Origin of the sequence: Bacillus sp. LNXM65 (assembly GCF_002998575.1) — a bacterium.
GTDB lineage: Bacteria > Bacillota > Bacilli > Bacillales > Bacillaceae > Bacillus.
On the sequence record NZ_PVRB01000005.1, the window covers coordinates 351,434 to 368,357 of the forward strand.

The 16,924-nt window shown below is 41.6% G+C and carries 18 protein-coding genes and 1 pseudogene; 6 read left to right on the forward strand and 13 right to left on the reverse strand.

The features are described from left to right. Positions 1-3: 3 nt before the first annotated feature. From C6Y03_RS12345 to C6Y03_RS12370, 6 genes are all read left to right on the forward strand, one after another. On the forward strand, positions 4-606 hold the full coding sequence (locus C6Y03_RS12345; RefSeq protein ID WP_106039392.1) for a YczE/YyaS/YitT family protein: 603 nt from the start codon (positions 4-6) through the stop codon (positions 604-606). Between the two features lie 130 nt (positions 607-736). Further along, positions 737-898, forward strand: coding sequence for a DUF255 domain-containing protein (locus C6Y03_RS19500; RefSeq protein ID WP_106039393.1), 162 nt, complete (start codon positions 737-739; stop codon positions 896-898). A 38-nt stretch (positions 899-936) separates the two neighbouring features. Further along, a complete protein-coding gene (locus C6Y03_RS19505) occupies positions 937-2,820 on the forward strand; it encodes a thioredoxin domain-containing protein (RefSeq protein WP_106039394.1) in 1,884 nt (627 codons plus the stop codon). 152 nt (positions 2,821-2,972) lie between these two features. Further along, positions 2,973-3,743: a SurA N-terminal domain-containing protein gene (locus C6Y03_RS12360; protein ID WP_106039395.1), complete on the forward strand. Its 771-nt coding sequence runs from the start codon at positions 2,973-2,975 to the stop codon at positions 3,741-3,743. Between the two features lie 226 nt (positions 3,744-3,969). Further along, entirely contained in the window at positions 3,970-5,304 is a 1,335-nt protein-coding gene (gene glpT / locus C6Y03_RS12365; protein ID WP_034664381.1) for a glycerol-3-phosphate transporter, read from the forward strand. A gap of 92 nt (positions 5,305-5,396) precedes the next feature. Further along, entirely contained in the window at positions 5,397-6,278 is an 882-nt protein-coding gene (locus C6Y03_RS12370) for a glycerophosphodiester phosphodiesterase (protein WP_106039396.1), read from the forward strand. A 39-nt stretch (positions 6,279-6,317) separates the two neighbouring features. Here the strand turns inward: C6Y03_RS12370 and C6Y03_RS12375 are convergent, their stop codons facing one another. The 13 genes and pseudogenes from C6Y03_RS12375 to C6Y03_RS12435 form a co-directional block, all read right to left on the reverse strand. Then, positions 6,318-7,706, reverse strand: a complete 1,389-nt coding sequence (locus C6Y03_RS12375; protein WP_066031404.1) for an amino acid permease — start codon at positions 7,704-7,706, stop codon at positions 6,318-6,320. Between the two features lie 218 nt (positions 7,707-7,924). After that, a complete protein-coding gene (locus C6Y03_RS12380) occupies positions 7,925-8,683 on the reverse strand; it encodes a DUF4097 family beta strand repeat-containing protein (RefSeq protein WP_106039397.1) in 759 nt (252 codons plus the stop codon). A gap of 28 nt (positions 8,684-8,711) precedes the next feature. Then, complete coding sequence (locus tag C6Y03_RS12385; protein ID WP_106039398.1) at positions 8,712-9,395, reverse strand: bacitracin ABC transporter permease; 684 nt, start codon at positions 9,393-9,395, stop codon at positions 8,712-8,714. A gap of 51 nt (positions 9,396-9,446) precedes the next feature. Beyond that, on the reverse strand, positions 9,447-10,079 hold the full coding sequence (locus tag C6Y03_RS12390) for a TetR/AcrR family transcriptional regulator (protein ID WP_106031892.1): 633 nt from the start codon (positions 10,077-10,079) through the stop codon (positions 9,447-9,449). A gap of 131 nt (positions 10,080-10,210) precedes the next feature. Beyond that, positions 10,211-10,414: pseudogene (locus tag C6Y03_RS12395) on the reverse strand (AraC family transcriptional regulator); the annotation flags it as partial. 177 nt (positions 10,415-10,591) lie between these two features. Further along, complete coding sequence (locus C6Y03_RS12400) at positions 10,592-11,197, reverse strand: ABC-2 transporter permease (RefSeq protein ID WP_106039399.1); 606 nt, start codon at positions 11,195-11,197, stop codon at positions 10,592-10,594. Next, positions 11,175-12,056 (reverse strand): ABC transporter ATP-binding protein, encoded by an 882-nt coding sequence (locus tag C6Y03_RS12405; protein ID WP_106031874.1) that lies wholly within the window; start codon positions 12,054-12,056, stop codon positions 11,175-11,177. Before C6Y03_RS12405 ends, C6Y03_RS12400 begins: the two co-directional genes overlap by 23 nt. Positions 12,057-12,061: 5 nt before the next feature. Beyond that, on the reverse strand, positions 12,062-12,433 hold the full coding sequence (locus C6Y03_RS12410; RefSeq protein ID WP_106031873.1) for a GntR family transcriptional regulator: 372 nt from the start codon (positions 12,431-12,433) through the stop codon (positions 12,062-12,064). Between the two features lie 179 nt (positions 12,434-12,612). Further along, a complete protein-coding gene (locus tag C6Y03_RS12415; protein ID WP_106031872.1) occupies positions 12,613-13,740 on the reverse strand; it encodes a DUF418 domain-containing protein in 1,128 nt (375 codons plus the stop codon). 148 nt (positions 13,741-13,888) lie between these two features. Continuing rightward, complete coding sequence (locus tag C6Y03_RS12420; protein WP_106031871.1) at positions 13,889-14,086, reverse strand: hypothetical protein; 198 nt, start codon at positions 14,084-14,086, stop codon at positions 13,889-13,891. Positions 14,087-14,200: 114 nt separating this feature from the next. Then, positions 14,201-14,716 carry a HEAT repeat domain-containing protein gene (locus tag C6Y03_RS12425; protein WP_060595408.1) on the reverse strand — a complete coding sequence of 172 codons (516 nt, stop codon included), beginning with the start codon at positions 14,714-14,716 and terminating at the stop codon, positions 14,201-14,203. Between the two features lie 19 nt (positions 14,717-14,735). Continuing rightward, complete coding sequence (skfF, locus tag C6Y03_RS12430) at positions 14,736-16,157, reverse strand: sporulation killing factor system integral membrane protein (RefSeq protein WP_106039400.1); 1,422 nt, start codon at positions 16,155-16,157, stop codon at positions 14,736-14,738. Next, positions 16,150-16,872 (reverse strand): ABC transporter ATP-binding protein, encoded by a 723-nt coding sequence (locus tag C6Y03_RS12435; protein ID WP_106031868.1) that lies wholly within the window; start codon positions 16,870-16,872, stop codon positions 16,150-16,152. The genes skfF and C6Y03_RS12435 overlap by 8 nt, the downstream gene beginning before the upstream one ends. Between the last annotated feature and the right edge of the window lie 52 nt (positions 16,873-16,924).

A 16,924-nucleotide genomic window follows, 5' to 3' on the forward strand; every position in this document is an offset into this window, starting at 1 on the left:
ATCATGTCTAATAAAAAGAAGTATGTTTATTACGGACTAGGTATACTCGTATTAAGTTTAGGCATTTCTTTAACAATACAATCAGGACTAGGTACTTCCCCATTCGATGCCCTTTTGGTTGGCCTTTCCAAAGAATTCGGTCTTACCGTAGGAAGCTGGGAGGTCCTTATTTCTGTCATCACCTTAATCTGTAACTCTATATTAACAAGAAAAAAACCTGTTTTTTTAGGTTTGATAACAGCATTCGTGACTGGAATAGGCATTGATCTGTGGTTGTTCCTCATAAAACATGTCATCTACACAAGCATGTGGTTTAGCAAACTGACGTGTTTCGGAGTTGGTTTGGTATTCATTGGTCTTGGAACAGCCATCTATCTTCAAACAAAATTTGCATCAACTCCTATCGACCATTTAACACTCATTATTCGAGATATTTCAAAAAGAACCATCCTATTTTCAAGAACAGTATTGTATGCTTTTTTCTTATTGTTGGCTTATATATGTAAAGGCCCTGTCGGTATCGGAACCATTTTAACTGTGTGTTTAGGAGGCATGATCCTTCACTTTTTTATGCCTATTGTTGAACGTCGCCTTTTATCCAATTGAGGTCTGGAATCACCTTATAAAAAGAAAAGAAGAGGCTAACCCTAAAAGACCTCTTCTTTTTTGATATTTGGTATATTAGATATTGGAAAGACCATACTGATAAGAAACTGTATCGAAAGAAGGTGATCCCATGCCCACTAACAATAAGCCCAATAGATTAATCGCTGAGAAGTCTCTATATTTACTTCAACATGCTCACAACCCCGTTAATTGGTTCCCTTGGGGAGAAGAAGCATTTGAAAAAGCGAAACGCGAAAACAAACCTGTTCTCGTATCTATTGGGTATAGCTAGCTCGGGTAGCTACACGCACATGTCATTGGTGCCACGTCATGGCACACGAAAGCTTCGAAGATCAGCAAGTCGCTGACATCTTAAATGAGCATTTCATTTCGATTAAAGTCGATCGTGAGGAGCGTCCAGACATCGATTCTATGTATATGTCTGTTTGTCAGATGATGACGGGGCAAGGCGGCTGGCCGTTGAATGTATTTGTCACGCCTGATCAAAAGCCTTTTTATGCGGGGACTTATTTTCCAAAGAGAAGTGCTTACGGACGTCCTGGTTTCATTGAAGCACTGACGCAACTGCTGGATGCGTACCACAACGACCGCGATCATATCGAATCGTTGGCAGAGAAGGCGACAAATAATTTGCGGATCAAAGCAGCAGGACAGACAGAAAATACCTTGTCTCAAGAGGCGATCCACAAAGCCTATTACCAGCTCATGAGCAGCTTTGATACGCTGCACGGCGGGTTCGGCTCCGCACCGAAATTTCCTGCACCTCATATGCTTTCATTCTTGATGCGCTATTACGAATGGACTGGGCAGGAAAATGCGCTATATGCAGTCACGAAAACATTAGATGGAATCGCAAATGGCGGTATATACGACCATGTCGGTTCAGGTTTTTCTCGTTATTCAACAGACGAAAAATGGCTTGTGCCTCATTTTGAAAAGATGCTGTATGATAACGCCTTGCTGATGGAGGCTTACACAGAAGCGTATCAGCTCACTCAACAACCTACATATGAAAAGCTTGTCCACCGCCTGATTCACTTTATCAAGCGAGATATGATGAATCCGGATGGCTCCTTTTATTCAGCGATCGATGCGGATTCTGAGGGGAAAGAAGGGCAATATTACGTCTGGTCAAAAGATGAGATCATGACTCATTTAGGCGAGGATCTCGGCGCATTATTCTGCGCTGTCTATCACATCACAGATGAGGGGAACTTTGAAGGGGCGAACATCCCTCATACCATTTCCACCTCTTTTGATGACATCAAAGCCTCTTTTTCAATTGATGACCATACGCTTCAGTCTAAGCTGCATGAAGCCCGGCACATTTTACAATCTGTCAGACATCAGCGACCTGCACCGCTTATCGATGACAAGGTGCTCACATCCTGGAATGCGCTCATGATCTCATCTCTCGCCAAAGCTGGAAGAGTATTTGATGCAGAGGAAGCGATCGATAGGGCGAAACAGGCGATATCTTTTCTAGAAACACACCTCGTCCAACATGAGCGGCTCATGGTCCGATATAGAGAAGGAGACGTAAAGCATCTTGGCTTTATCGAGGATTATTCGCATATGCTAAAAGCGTATATGTCTTTATACGAAGCGACCTTTGAATTAGAATGGTTGGAAAAAGCGACAGCCATTGCCGAGAACATGTTTGAGCTGTTTTGGGACAAGGAAAAAGGGGGCTTTTTCTTCTCAGGATCAGATGCGGAAGCGCTCATCGTTCGAGAAAAAGAAGTGTACGACGGCGCCATGCCTTCTGGTAACAGCACCGCACTCAAGCACCTTCTCACGCTAAGCAGACTGACCGGACGTCAGGATTGGCTGGACACATTAGAGCAGATGTTCCAAGCCTTTTATGTCGATGTCTCTTCCTATCCAAGCGGGCACACAGCTTTTCTGCAAGGGCTCCTCGCTCAATATGCATCGAAAAGAGAAATCATCATTCTCGGAAAAAACGGAGACCCTCAAAAAGAACAGCTTTTACAGGCGCTTCAAAAACGCTTCATGCCATTTGATATCATATTGACTGCCGAAACAGGGCAGGAATTAGCGCAGCTCGCGCCCTTTACAAAAGATTACAAAACAATCGATGGCAGAACCACTGTGTATATTTGTGAAAACTACAGTTGCCGCCAGCCCATTACCAATATCGACGAGGCGATGGAACAATTATTCCACGATTGAGTTTGTCATAAGATGACTATGAGAAGACAAAATGAGGACAAACAGATAAAAAACATGTCAATCCGCTAACAAATTGTCTGTACGGTTTTATTTTTCCTAAAAAACGGTTAGAATGCGCACTAGATGTTCTCATACCGAAGGGAGAGAAAATGATGAAAAAGGTATCATACACACTCATCGCTTGTCTGTTATCTGTTGGGCTTGCAGCCTGCTCGTCAAACGATACCAAACAAGATAAGCAAAACGATTCAGCCAAAAGCAAGGAAACAACACAGGCTGACCAAAAAGAACAGCAAAAGCAAATGGAAGAGATGCAAAAGAAATTAGACGCACAAAAAATCGATGATCAAAAGGTCGTGGCGACCGTCAACCAAGACAAAATCACAGGTAATGAATATAATAGCGCTTTATCGACCATTCAAGGACAGCTTCAGCAATCCGGGCAAGACCCAACATCTAAAGAAGGCGCAAAAGCAGTCAAGAAACAAACCATTGATGCGCTCGTAGGTCAAGAGCTCATCCTGCAAGATGCTGAGAAGAAGGGCATCAAAGCCTCTGACAAGCAGGTAGATAAACAGCTAAAAGAAGAAAAGAAACAATTCAAGGACAACGATCAATTTGAAGAAGCCCTTAAGAAAAGCGGACTCACCATGGATCAGCTGAAAAGTGACATTGCCGACAGCATCAAATATAGCCAATATGTCGACAAAGAAATCAAATCAGCCTCCGTCTCTGAAAAGGACGTCAAAGCGTACTATGACCAATACGCAGATGAAATGAAAAAACAAAAGCAAAAAGCACCTGAATACAAAGAGGTTAAATCACAAATTAAAAAACAGCTAGAATCTCAAGAAAAGCAGAAAGAAGTACAAAAAGAAATTGAAAAACTAAAGAAATCTGCGAAAATTAATGTGTCTCTGTAACAGCTAAGAAAAAAATCCGCCATTGTGCGGATTTTTTTCGTTACTTGACGAACTGTTTTTCCAAAATAATGACAAAAGCCTCATCATAAACATCTCTTCCATCCGATATGATGGGAGTATAAAAGAAAGCGCTATCAATTCTTTTGTCTCTTAAAAAGTACAAGATCAAACGCCGATCTCGTACTTTTGCTTCAGTCAATCGGACAACTACAGGAGGAGGATCTTTATGTTTAAATGGTTTAAACCCGCTCCGCATATCGACAGACTTGATGATGCCAAGACAGACGAGACCTATAAGCGGCTGCGGCTGCAAGTCTTTTTAGGCATCTTTATCGGGTATGCGGGCTACTATTTGCTGCGCAAAAATTTCGCTTTTGCTATTCCTTATCTACAGGAAGAAGGGTTCACGAAAAGTGAATTAGGCTTTGTACTCGCAGCTGTCTCCATCGCCTATGGCTTTAGTAAATTCATCATGGGGATGATTTCAGACCGCTGTAACCCAAGATACTTTTTAGCCACCGGACTCTTTCTATCAGCCCTTATCAATATCCTATTTGTCTCATTTCCATGGGTGACGTCAAGTGTATGGATCATGTTCTTATTCATGTTTTTAAACGGCTGGTTCCAAGGCATGGGGTGGCCGCCATGCGGACGGACGATGGCGCATTGGTTTTCGGTTAGTGAACGTGGAACGAAAATGTCTATTTGGAACGTCGCTCACAATATCGGCGGGGGAATTCTTGCACCGCTCATCACCTTAGGGATCGTGCTGTTTGCAACATGGAAAAGTATCTTTTTCTTCCCTGCCATCATTGCCATTATCGTCTCCATCGTGATCATTCTACTCGTCCGGGATACCCCGCAATCCGCTGGTCTTCCGCCAATCGAGGAATATCGCAATGACTATCCGGCACAGCAGTATGAAGATCAAGAAAAAGAATTAACAGTGAAAGAGATTTTATTTAAGTATGTACTCAACAATAAATTCCTTTGGTATATCGCCATTGCCAACGTCTTTGTATACTTCGTCCGTTACGGTGTCGTTGACTGGGCGCCGACCTACTTAACAGAAGCAAAGGGCTTTTCACCAGAGCATTCACGCTGGTCTTATTTTCTTTATGAATATGCAGGCATTCCGGGGACATTGTTGTGCGGCTGGATCAGCGACCGATTCTTTAGAAGCCGCCGTGCACCAGCGGGCGTCCTATTTATGGCTGGGGTATTAATTGCGGTGCTCGTTTACTGGTTAAACCCTGCTGGCAATCCAATGGTCGATAACATCGCCCTTATCAGCATCGGCTTTTTGATTTACGGACCTGTCATGCTCATTGGACTTCAAGCCATTGACCTTGCTCCTAAAAAAGCGGCTGGCACTGCGGCCGGACTCACTGGCTTCTTTGGCTATATTGGCGGCTCTGCCTTTGCCAATGCAATGATGGGCGTCGTCGTGGATCATTACGACTGGACAGGAGGCTTCATTTTACTGGTTGGTTCTTGTGTGCTTGCGATTGTCTTCCTGGCGATGACATGGAATACTGGGAAGCGTGTAGAGCAAGCTTAATGAAAATCACATAAAAGATTCATATCCGCCCAACATGCCCTTTACATCTATTTCTTATGATGGAGGCAGTTACCGTAAAAGGAGGATAAAATATGAAGAAAAGTAGATTACTTGCTTTCGTGTTGCTCTCTTTTTCTTTACTGTCTTTTGCGTGGGTGCCGACCACCATATCGGCACATGAACATCTTTTATCTCCAGATCGTATTCTAACCGTCGCACACCGCGGAGCATCAGGGTATGCACCAGAGCATACCCTGGCTTCCTACAAACTCGCCACAAAGATGAATGCGGATTACCTCGAACTCGACCTTCAAATGACAAAGGATGGACACCTCATCGTTATGCACGATGAAACCGTTGACCGGACCACAAACGGAACGGGCTGGGTCAAAGACCTCACACTTGCCGAAATCAAACAGCTTGATGCCGGTACATGGTTTAACGAAGCCAATCCCGACAGACAAAATGCCAACTATATCGGACAGCGAGTCCTCACATTAGATGAGGTGCTGCGCTATTTCGGTAAACGAGAGAATTATTATATTGAAACAAAAAAACCGGACCTTTATCCGCAAATGGAAGAAAAGCTATTGGCCGTCTTAAAGAAACATCATCTTCTCGGAAAACATACTAAAAAAGGGCAGGTCATCATCCAATCCTTTAGTCAAGACAGCCTGCTAAAACTACAGAAACTAGCTCCACGCCTTCCAAAAGTACAGCTATTAGACAGAAACCAAATGACGTCCATCACAGAGGATCAGCTCGTTTTCATCAAAACTTATGCAGTGGGTGTCGGACCGAATTTTAGAGCACTGACACTTGAAAACGTACAGCAGGTCAGAAGCCACGGACTCCTCCTCCACCCATATACGGTCAACAACGAAGCAGATATGACCCGTCTACTGCAATACGGCGTCACCGGTCTTTTCACCAACTTTCCAGATGTCTTTCAACGTGTGAAAGCTTCACTCTAAATAAAAAAAGCCTTGCGGTCCATCCCGCAAGGCCTTTGATTATTTTACCGTTTGATCAGAAGAAGCTGTTTCGATCGGCTTCCGTTTCCCGATCCCAAAAACATAGAAGCTAAGCGCTACTACAATTAAGAACCCAATTGCCACAATCAGAGAAATACGCGTATCCTGATTAATGAGCATAAATACAAGCACCATCAGTAAGAAACCGATTGTTAAATAATTAGAAAACGGCGCTAGCGGCATCTTGAATGGATGTTGATCAAGAGCAGATCCCTTCGCTTTTCTAAAGCCGATATGACTAATCAAAATCACAAACCAAGGCACCATACCAGGAAGTACACTCGCACTATACACATAGACGAAAATGTTTGGTGGCGCAACATAATTGAGGACAACTCCTATCGCTAAGCCAATCAGCACAGCGAATGTCCCAAAATACGGTACACCATTCTTCGAAATCTTGGTGAAGAAAGCAGGCGCCTGCCCATTCACACCTAATGTATAAAGCATACGTCCCGCACTGAAAATCCCACTATTACAGCCGGACATCGCTGCTGTAATGACAACAAAGTTAATAATACCAGCGGCTGCTGTAATCCCAATTTTCGCAAACGTCGCCACAAATGGACTGCCAAGGGTATTCAGCTGATCCCAAGGATACACTGTCACAATGACAAAGATCGCACCGATATAGAAAATCAAAATACGCCAGATGATACTTTTGATGGCATTGGTCAGCGTCTTTTCTGGATTTTGTGCTTCACCTGCTGTAATCCCAATCAGCTCTACCCCCTGATAGGCAGCAATGACGAGCGACAACGCAAACAAGAATCCGGTAAATCCACCTGTAAAGAACCCGCCGTGCGCCCACAGATTAGACAAGCCAATAGGCGTCCCGCCATTTCCAAATCCAAAGAAAATAATGCCTAGACCTGCAATGATCATCAAAATAATCGTCACAATCTTGATCATTGCAAACCAAAATTCGAACTCACCGAACGATTTAACCGAAATCAAATTGGCCGCTCCCAAAATAATCATCGCAATTAATCCTGGAATCCAAGCTGGCAGCTCTGGGAACCAATATTTCATATAAGCGCCTACGGCAATAATTTCCGACATCCCGACAATGACCCACTGGAACCAGTTACTCCAAGCTGTCATATACCCCGCAAGCGGATGAATATATTGATGACCAAATGTAGCAAATGAACCCGTACTCGGTTCAACGTATAACATTTCTCCCATCGCACGCATAATAAAAAAAATAAAGATACCACATACTGCGTACGCTAGAAGAACCGATGGACCTGTCCATTGAATGGCCTTGGCTGACCCCATAAATAAGCCAACACCAATCGTGCCGCCGAGTGCGATCATTTGAATATGGCGGGCACTTAACCCTCTTTTTAATTCCTTTTGAGCCACTTTTCTTCCCCCTCATCAACAAACAACATAAAAAATGAAAATCAGAATATTCATTCTGATTGAGAAACATCAATCTTTCGATGTATATTATCATAATAAATCTACCCTTAAAAAACAATTGTTTTTTTGAGGAAAACACTATTATCGAAATATTCCGACGATAAAAGAGATTCAAATTGTTTTATATTGATATATTGAATCAACGAGTGAAAGTCACTTCAATGCTTATGACTTATTAGAAACTGACCGCCTCTTATATCAATCTCAAAGGATCGTAGTCCATTTTTATGCACCATTTTGCCCTTCTCTAGATGACAAGAAAAGTCATTCCGAAAAGCACCGGATCTTTTCTTTACATAACAAGTAAACCCATCATTTTCCGGTATCTCCACTTTGACATATGCTCCAGTTGAAGTAGACTTAAGTGAATTTAGCATGTTTGTAGAATGAATCTGTATCCTTCTACCTGTTACATGCAGATCAACGTCCAAAAAAGCACCCGTCAACTCAACTTTTGACGATGTGGCGTGCAGTAATAATCTCTGCGCGACCAGCTGCCGACTAGAAATAAGTCCACCTACTGTCTCTAAATGGAGATGTTTGATTTCACCTGATAGCATCGTCTTTCCAGAAGTTAAATGACAAGAGACATTTTCCACCTTCAGCCTCTCTGCCTGAAGATTTGTTCCTTTACAACGAAGAGATATGGACTGTAATTGTTGTTTAGGAAGATAAATAGCTACATCGGTTTTATAAAGGTGAAGCCCTAAGCTGAGTATTTTTTTTCGTCTATCTTGAATGACCAGCCGTCCATCTCTTACCTGATGATGCAGCAAATAACGTTGGGGAAAAGCTTGATTGGTCGTTTGACGAATGAATAGATAAGGATGATCATGATGATGAATACGCACCTCTCCCAATAGCCAATCCAGCGATAATTCTACGACCGATTCTTCAATTCGAACCGTATGCTCCACAATGTCTCCCTCCTTTTTTCAACGCGGCTCATCTCTCTTGAAGCCGGATGATACTGCCCCATAATTCCAAGATCACAATGAGAACGGCTGCGATCATGACTCCTGACAGAATGAAATTCATTTGATCATTTCCATAAAAAGCAATTAATAGGTTTCCTAAAACAGCACATAGAACAATCGCAGTCAGAATGGTCATGGAGGTAGATTTCTTCATTAACCCCACTCTCATCGCAATCATGCCAATACCGTTGATACAACAAGTAAACACTAGGTACGTTTTGATCACAGTGAACATCACATCAGCTGTCAGCGCATCCTGAACAAGGGGGAAGAACGTTTCAGTGACACTAAACACAACAAATGAGGGAATGATGCTACACAGCATTGCAAACGTAGAAAAGCACAGCATCCAGACCATTCTCGAAAGGAGTGATGCTTTCAGACTTGATGAATGAGGTTCATGCTCTTTCAATGCAGTCACCATCACTCGACAATACATCAAGGCTGTGACGATCGAAAAAAAGATCATCCATACTATACTGGTCAACAAATAGATATTCGGATATTGCTGAAAACCTATTTCCTGTTCAACCTGTGCAACAAACGCGACAAAATAAATAAACACCAGCAGTACAATGCTTGCAATCATACTAGCTTGAATATAATGTTTCATATGGCTTTTTCTTAGCTCAAGTTTTATGAAGTGAAGCATAAGGCATCCTCCTATGAAATGAATTTTTCTTTTTGTCTCTTATCTGACCATTTAGGTTCCAGGCTGATCATATCCACCAATTCCAGCATAATGCGCTGTGACCTTTTGAATAAATAGATCACTCACTACATCCACTCCAAGCCCTTTCATCATCTGTTGTAAAAACAGCAAACGCTGACTAGTTTCCTGCTCATCACGAGCAAATAGTGTTGGATTCAGCCATATATTCACGAGAAGCATAAACACTTCTGCCACTTCACCAGGAAAAGCAGTCTTCATCGAACCATCATCAATTCCTTCTAGAATGAGCCTTTTAATTTTAAGCGCATCCTGATTTACTCCTGCCTTCATCCCTTCCACCACAAACTGCGGGTTTTTGATCTGATCAACTAAGATTCCATCAATTGAGTGAGACTGTGGATCTGCCACAAGCTTCTCTAAAATAAGCTGCAGCTTCTCTTTTGCATGAACTGCCTCTGTATGCTCAATCAGATCTTCAAGCTTCTCTGTCGCATGACGAAATTGCCGATCCATCACGGCACGTAATATTTCTTCCTTCGATTTGAAATGATGATAAATAGCACCCTTAGACATGTTCAATTCATGGATGATATCCTGCAAACTCGTCTTTTCAAATCCTTTTTCCTGAAACAGCTTCGTCGACACATCTAAAATTTGCTGGATTGTCTTTTCTGGATATTTATTTCTGGCCAAATGAAACGCCTCCTTTTACATACCGACCGTTGGTATGTATTTTAATCTACTTCATGATAAACTGTCAATATAGGTTCTTTATATAAAATAAAAAAGACCGCTCACACGGTCTCCTCAAGCTCAAACTGTAAATTCACTGGAACATCTGGCAATGCAGAATCCTCCACCATATTGGTTGTAGGTGTCTTCTCATTCACTTCCTCAAATCGAAACCCATCTGCCCATACCGTTCCCTTGCCGCTGAGCAAGACACCAAAATGAATGGATTCACTGTGAGAAGGGATATCTAAAACAATCGCATATTGAAATGAAAATGAGAATATCCCACTATTTCAGGCACCTGCCTTAATACAGCTCATCCATCAAATGCGACTCAAAATAGGAAATCGTCTCTTACGTGACAGACTATACATCATCTCGCTCACCTCTACTTGATCATAATTGCGGTCATGATCTACTTTGAATAGATTCAGCTATTTTTCCTAGAACGCTTTCCTTTGATAAATAGCAGTAGAAAGCCCCCAAGACAGCAGGTAGATAAGCATAATCAGCACAGCTGACCCAGTATATAAAATAGGTATCGATAAATTCATGATAAAATCAGTGATTGCACTGAATTGCTTTGCTAAATAGGCAACAACAGGCGGTCCCATAGCAGATAATAGGATAAAGCCAATGATCACTGCGGTTGTGATATAGCCAGGTTTTAAGATATAAAACAATGGAAACGTACACGCCGCAAACAATAAAAACAGCCCGCTGCCAATCGCAATATCCGTCAGCGAAAACAGCTTCCCAAAAACAAATAAAGCAGCACTTGTCAGCCCGATTGCGATAATCATATAGAAAACGGCACCAAGATAACGTGATGCGATAATTTCTTTACGTGTATAAGGCAAAGAGTTTAATAGAATATTCGTTTCTGCCTTCTCATCGTACGCATATGTGTTAAAAGGTATGAAGAAACTAGCGACTAGAAAAATCAATGCCGGATGCGCATCCATGAGAATAAAAAATAAGATAAACGGAAGAAAAATAATCAGCTGCTTTTTCTGCAAAATCACATCACGCTTCATTAAATGAAACATGCGCCACCCCGCCTTTCAAATAAAACATGATATCCTCAAGCGACGCCGGTTCGATCACAACAGCGTCTCCAAAAATATGATTCACTTCACCGATCCGATCTGTTAATGCTTCAAACCCTGCTGCTGTACGCTGAATATGGACAAAAGCCTTTTCTGTGTCTCGATCCAACAAATCCAGGCTTCCCTTCACCAGCGCATAATTCTCCGCTACATCATGAACCGACTGTTGAAAGACCAATTGTCCATTTTGTATAAACGCAATATAATCCGCAATCCGGTCTAAATCTGTTGTCATATGTGTTGAGAAAAATATGGTCCGGTTCTCATCAATCATTAACTCTTGTAACGTTCCTAACAGCTCTCTTCTAAAAACTGGGTCTAAACCGGCTGTTGGCTCATCCATAATAATCAGCTCTGCATGATGTGATAGCGCAATCGCAAGTGACGCCTTCATCTGCATCCCTTTTGAGAATGTTTTGATTGCTTTATGCAGGGGCAGGCCAAACTGTTCAATATATTGATGAAAAAGACGGTCATCCCAGCGTTTATAAGCTGGTGCCACAATCCTTTTAATGTCTTTTAAATTCAAACCTGGGAAAAAAACGTTGGCATCGTAAACAAAGCCGATTCGTTCCTTAATCTCTTTTTCATGGGTGTGATAATCTAATCCGAAAATCTTGACCTCACCTGAATCTGGTTTTAACAAATTCATGATCATTTTAATGGTGGTCGACTTACCAGCTCCATTTTCTCCAATAAACCCTGTAACAAAGCCTTTCTTGACCTGCAAATCGAGACTCTTAACTGAAAAGTCCTTGAATCGTTTTGATACTCCTTTGAATTCAATCACATGCTCCACTCTTCTCACTCCTCATACAAGAACTTTAATAACTGCTGCAATTCATCAAAAGATAAGCCTAATTCCTTGCCGTTTATGACAACCGCTCCAAGCTGATCCTCAATCACCTTCAATTTTTTCTCTCTCATGACCTCTAGGTTTTGTTCCGCAACAAATGATCCCTTGCCTACAATCGAATAAATAAATCCTGCCTTCTCTAACTCTTCATATGCTCGCTTTGTTGTGATGACGCTAATTTGCAAATCCTTCGCCAGCTTTCGAATAGACGGCAGTGCCGAGCCTTCCGCCAGCTCCCCCGTTAAAATCATCGATTTGATTTGATTCGTAATTTGCTCATAAATGGGCTCCTTAGAGTGGTTTGAAATCGTAATCTGCATATAAAAACCTCTTTTTTCAGATAGTTGGAACAAAATAATGTATATATACTATATATACATTATATACACACTAAAAGAATATTCAACTATTTTAAAAAATGTTCTCCTCATTTTTTAAAGTAAAATGCAATTAAAAAACCGCACAGCCCTTAAGCCATGCGGTTCTTTAACAAAATGCTTTATTTCCAATATACCCATTTTCCCATAAGCCACTCCACAGGACCTCTTCTCCATTTTTTCAAATAGAGATAGCTGATGAACAGCTGTGCTGTGTACAGCCCGATAGCTAGCAGCAGCCCAAACATTGACCCCAATTGTCCAAATAGACCAAGTCCATAAGAATAGAAAATCGTTGTACAAATAATCGACTGTGCCAAATAGTTTGATAGAGACAAACGGCCAAGCCCTGCAAGCAGACGTTTCAACCCTTGAGCAGCCTTTGAATAGTAAAAAACAATAAAGGCTTGAATATAACCGATCGTCAGGACATAGGCTCCTAACGTCAACACCATTTCACTCCAAGGAGCATCGATAAACGTCGCACATTTTAAAGCAAGCCCGATGATAATCATCCAAACCCAGCCTTTACGATAAGCCATGCCTCGATCTTCTTCTGTCAAATGACCTTTTTTCCCGATTGCCATGCCAAGCAGTGCAAATGGACCGATCATGATAGGAGCATAGAGAAGACTTAAAATTGGTGTCATAGTAAGTGTCACAATTGCCATAATGATGGAGACGATTACCATATCATCTTCAATTGTAATCCGGCTCAATACAATATCGCCATATGTACCAGTCCCATATACATTCGTTAATAAATCAGGATTTCCGTAAATAAAATTCATTAGAGATGGATAAATCACTAAAGATAAGGCACCTAAAATACCCGACCATATAAACACTGTTTTGATTCGGCTGTTTATAAACATCATTAGGAAAAACGTACAAGCTCCATAATAGAGAAGAATGTCGCCATTCCAAATGAAGATTAAATGCAGCATTCCAAGCACAATCAGACCAAAACCACGGCGGACGACAATGGCATTCGTATTCAGCCCCTTGGCCTTCGTCGATTCAATCAGCTTGATAAAAGAATACCCAAACAAAAAGGAGAAAATCGGATAAAATGACCCCTGGAACAAAATTTCCGTTACATAAACACCAAATTCCTGCCCCCAAAAACTCGAATCAAACATTTTCTCAAAATCATAATCATATTGAAAATTAAGCATATTCACGATCAAAATACCTAATAAACTAAAACCACGCAAACTATCAATGAACTCAACCCTAGATCCCTTCAACACGACAGCTCCTTCGGAAAATATAAAAGCATATTTATCCTACCACACTTTCAAAAAATTGGTCTCTACACCCGTGTAAAAACATGTGTTTTAAGGTAAATTTAATAAAAAAACCTAGAATATACATTCTAGGTATCTTACTGATGAATTATGAATGATGATTTCCTTCTTCTTTCCGCACCACACGTTTCAAATAAAACAAAATCCCCAATCCGAAAAAAATCAACGCCAACTCCCAGTCTGCAGAAATCGAAAACCATTTCAATATCATTAAAATCAACAAAACCGCTCCAACCCCTGCGAAAAAAACCGCGTTTCTTTTTAATTCTTTGTTTGATAGAAACAACACTCTCTCCTCCCTTACACTTACTAACCAATTGAATGTTTTTCTAACTTTTCCTTTGATCTGAAGGATGAATCCACGGAAGGTGCTCAGGCCAATTGAGTTTTTGCTTTTCCACTATTCATCCTCCTTTTCCTTTAGCTGAAAAGCGATAATTTTCCCTAATGCTTCCTCTGCAGCAAAAGGAGTGACGCTGCCTGTTGGATTTTCTTGTTCTTGTTTTAAGCACTCGTACATGTTTTTTTCAATTTTTGATGGATCAATCCAAGAGATACACCATGATGCCCAGAAACAAGTAGGTCCCTCATAACGTTTAGCCAGTGCCAGAAGGAATGGCAAGCTGGGCTGTCCAATCCTCATGAGTGACATGGCAGCGGCCATTCTTGTATCCTCTTCGTCACTTTCTAATAGCTTTGCTAGCGGCTCAGCTGCTTCTCCCGCATCTGCTCCAAATTCACCAAGTACAGCTGCTGCAATGTTCCGCAAAGACCCTTTTTCTTTTAAAGCCTCAACAAGGACGGGCACTGCATCTTTTCCGAACTTTCTCAATTCCCCTATTGCTTGAACGATCGTTACTTCATTTGTATTTGCCAATTGTTGAACTGATTGAGACAGCTTATTTTCTGGTTTCATTGACAATCAACTCCTCTTTTTAATGAACCGCACGGTATCGATAACAAAGCACATAAAATCCTGCTCCAGCCACTAGGGATACAATTGCTGTCAACAAGCCATCAGTGAACAGATGAATGCTAATAATGACCACAGCACTGATCACAGACGCAAATAGCAATGATCGATAATAGGCGGCCAAAGCAAAACTTCTTTCTCGTCTCAGAGGCTGCATAAAGGCAAAGAGCCGTATGGCCAAAAACCATATATAAACTCCTCCACCAAATAAGGTCCAATACAATACATCCTGAATCTCAACCAAATAAAGTGAAATCAAGTAGAACGCATACAGCCAAAAGGTTTGAAACACTTCTAACAGAATGATTTTTTGATATAAAGCGCCTGGAAAAAGATAGAGCACTCCTGTTTGTGCGTGTCTTACAATCCCTGCATAATATGAACTAAAAAGAACTGATGCGGCGATGACGATCAAGAATAGATTCAGCCAATCCGAAAAATAAGTAAGGATGACATAGTAAGTACCAATTAACAGCATGGTAGATAACAAATGGAAGGTCGCATACTTTTTTATTAGCAATAATTCAATCCAAAGAAAAGCCCAGCTGCCCGTTAATGACGGAAGCCCCCACCACGTCTTGCCCTTTTTTTGAACGATTGGACTTGATTGAATATGATTCCCCTCAAATTCCTCCCAAAATACTGCCTCCTTGACTAAAGACTCCTTCATCTCTAAACGATGACTAGCCTTGTACATCATCATGAAAGATAGGAACATTACTCCAATAAAGATGAAGAAAGAAAGAATAGAGAACTCTTCGATCATACGTCCAGCTTGAAACATCAAAGAATCAGCAATGTTCATCAAGAAGGGCTGTTTCATCATGAATTGATTCAAAACAAGCAGTGCAAAGAAGCCAAACATCAATACAAAACCGAGTAAGAGCAGGCACTTGTATACTCGAATGGTTCTAGCACAAGACATCGCAATCATCCAAGTTTCGATCAAACATAACAGCCCTGTCAGGATGAGTGATTTTCCAAGCAGAAACGGGTACTGCTGCGTCATAAAAAACAGAAGAAGATCCGCAGCCACAGCAGAGACAATGAGAAGAGCCCCTCGCCAAAAAATGTGATACAACCATACACTGATGACAACTGTCCATAGAGAAGCGCCATTTCCATATAACCAAATGATATCGTTCATTTGACTAGGGAGCCGATTTGTAAACAAGCCAAACCCCGTATAGAGAACAAACAAGCAGACAATGATCCATCCAGCTGCAACCGTATTCCAATCACCCATACTTGAAACTGCGCTTAGCTGAAAACCAATTGCCGCAATGAAAAGAAGTAAGATCACAAAAGGCATTTTCTTTTCTTGATTTTTACTGATCAAGCGCCTTTGAGATTTCATCCATAAAAGGGAGAGTGTGTTATTCACTTGACCACTCCCCCAGAAGTTGAATGACTTCTGCACTCCACTCAATCTGTTCTTCCTTTAATTGAGGAACATCCATATTCTTCATGATGGCACCGTCTCGAATCAATACCACCCTGCTGGCCGTATCAAGAACGAACTCCAGACTATGAGTCGACACAAAGACCGACCCACCTTGACTGCTTTTTTGTCTCAGCCAATCCGACAGCCACTGTTTTGACGGAATATCTAACCCGACAGTCGGTTCATCTAATATAAAAAGGGAGGCATCTTGAACAATGGCCCCTGCTAAGACGACACGCTGCTTTTGACCTCTTGACAGCCTTCCGCACAGTTCGTTCATCTTTTTTTCCATATGTACTTCTTTCAACGCTCCATATACCTTTTCCTTGATCTGTTTTAAACCTTTATGATATCCTCGCGCACGGAATTGAACATGTTCAGCAGCCGTTAAGTCTGGATACAAATACGGCTGATCAGGAATAAGAGCTACTTGTTTTTGGACATGGGAATGACCAGGCGGGAAACCCTCAATGAGAATTTCCCCTCCATCTGGTTTATATAGACCCGTTAAACACCGAATCGTTGTCGTCTTCCCGGCGCCATTCGGCCCAAGCAGCGCCACAACTTCTCCTGCTTCTATGGAAAATGACAGGCCCTCTATCCCATCACCATTACTGTATCGTTTGCTTATATTCTGAACCTCCATGAATGGCATCGAATCTCTCCCTTGTATTAGAGTGATTTTGCTTTCTATGGTGTGTTATAAG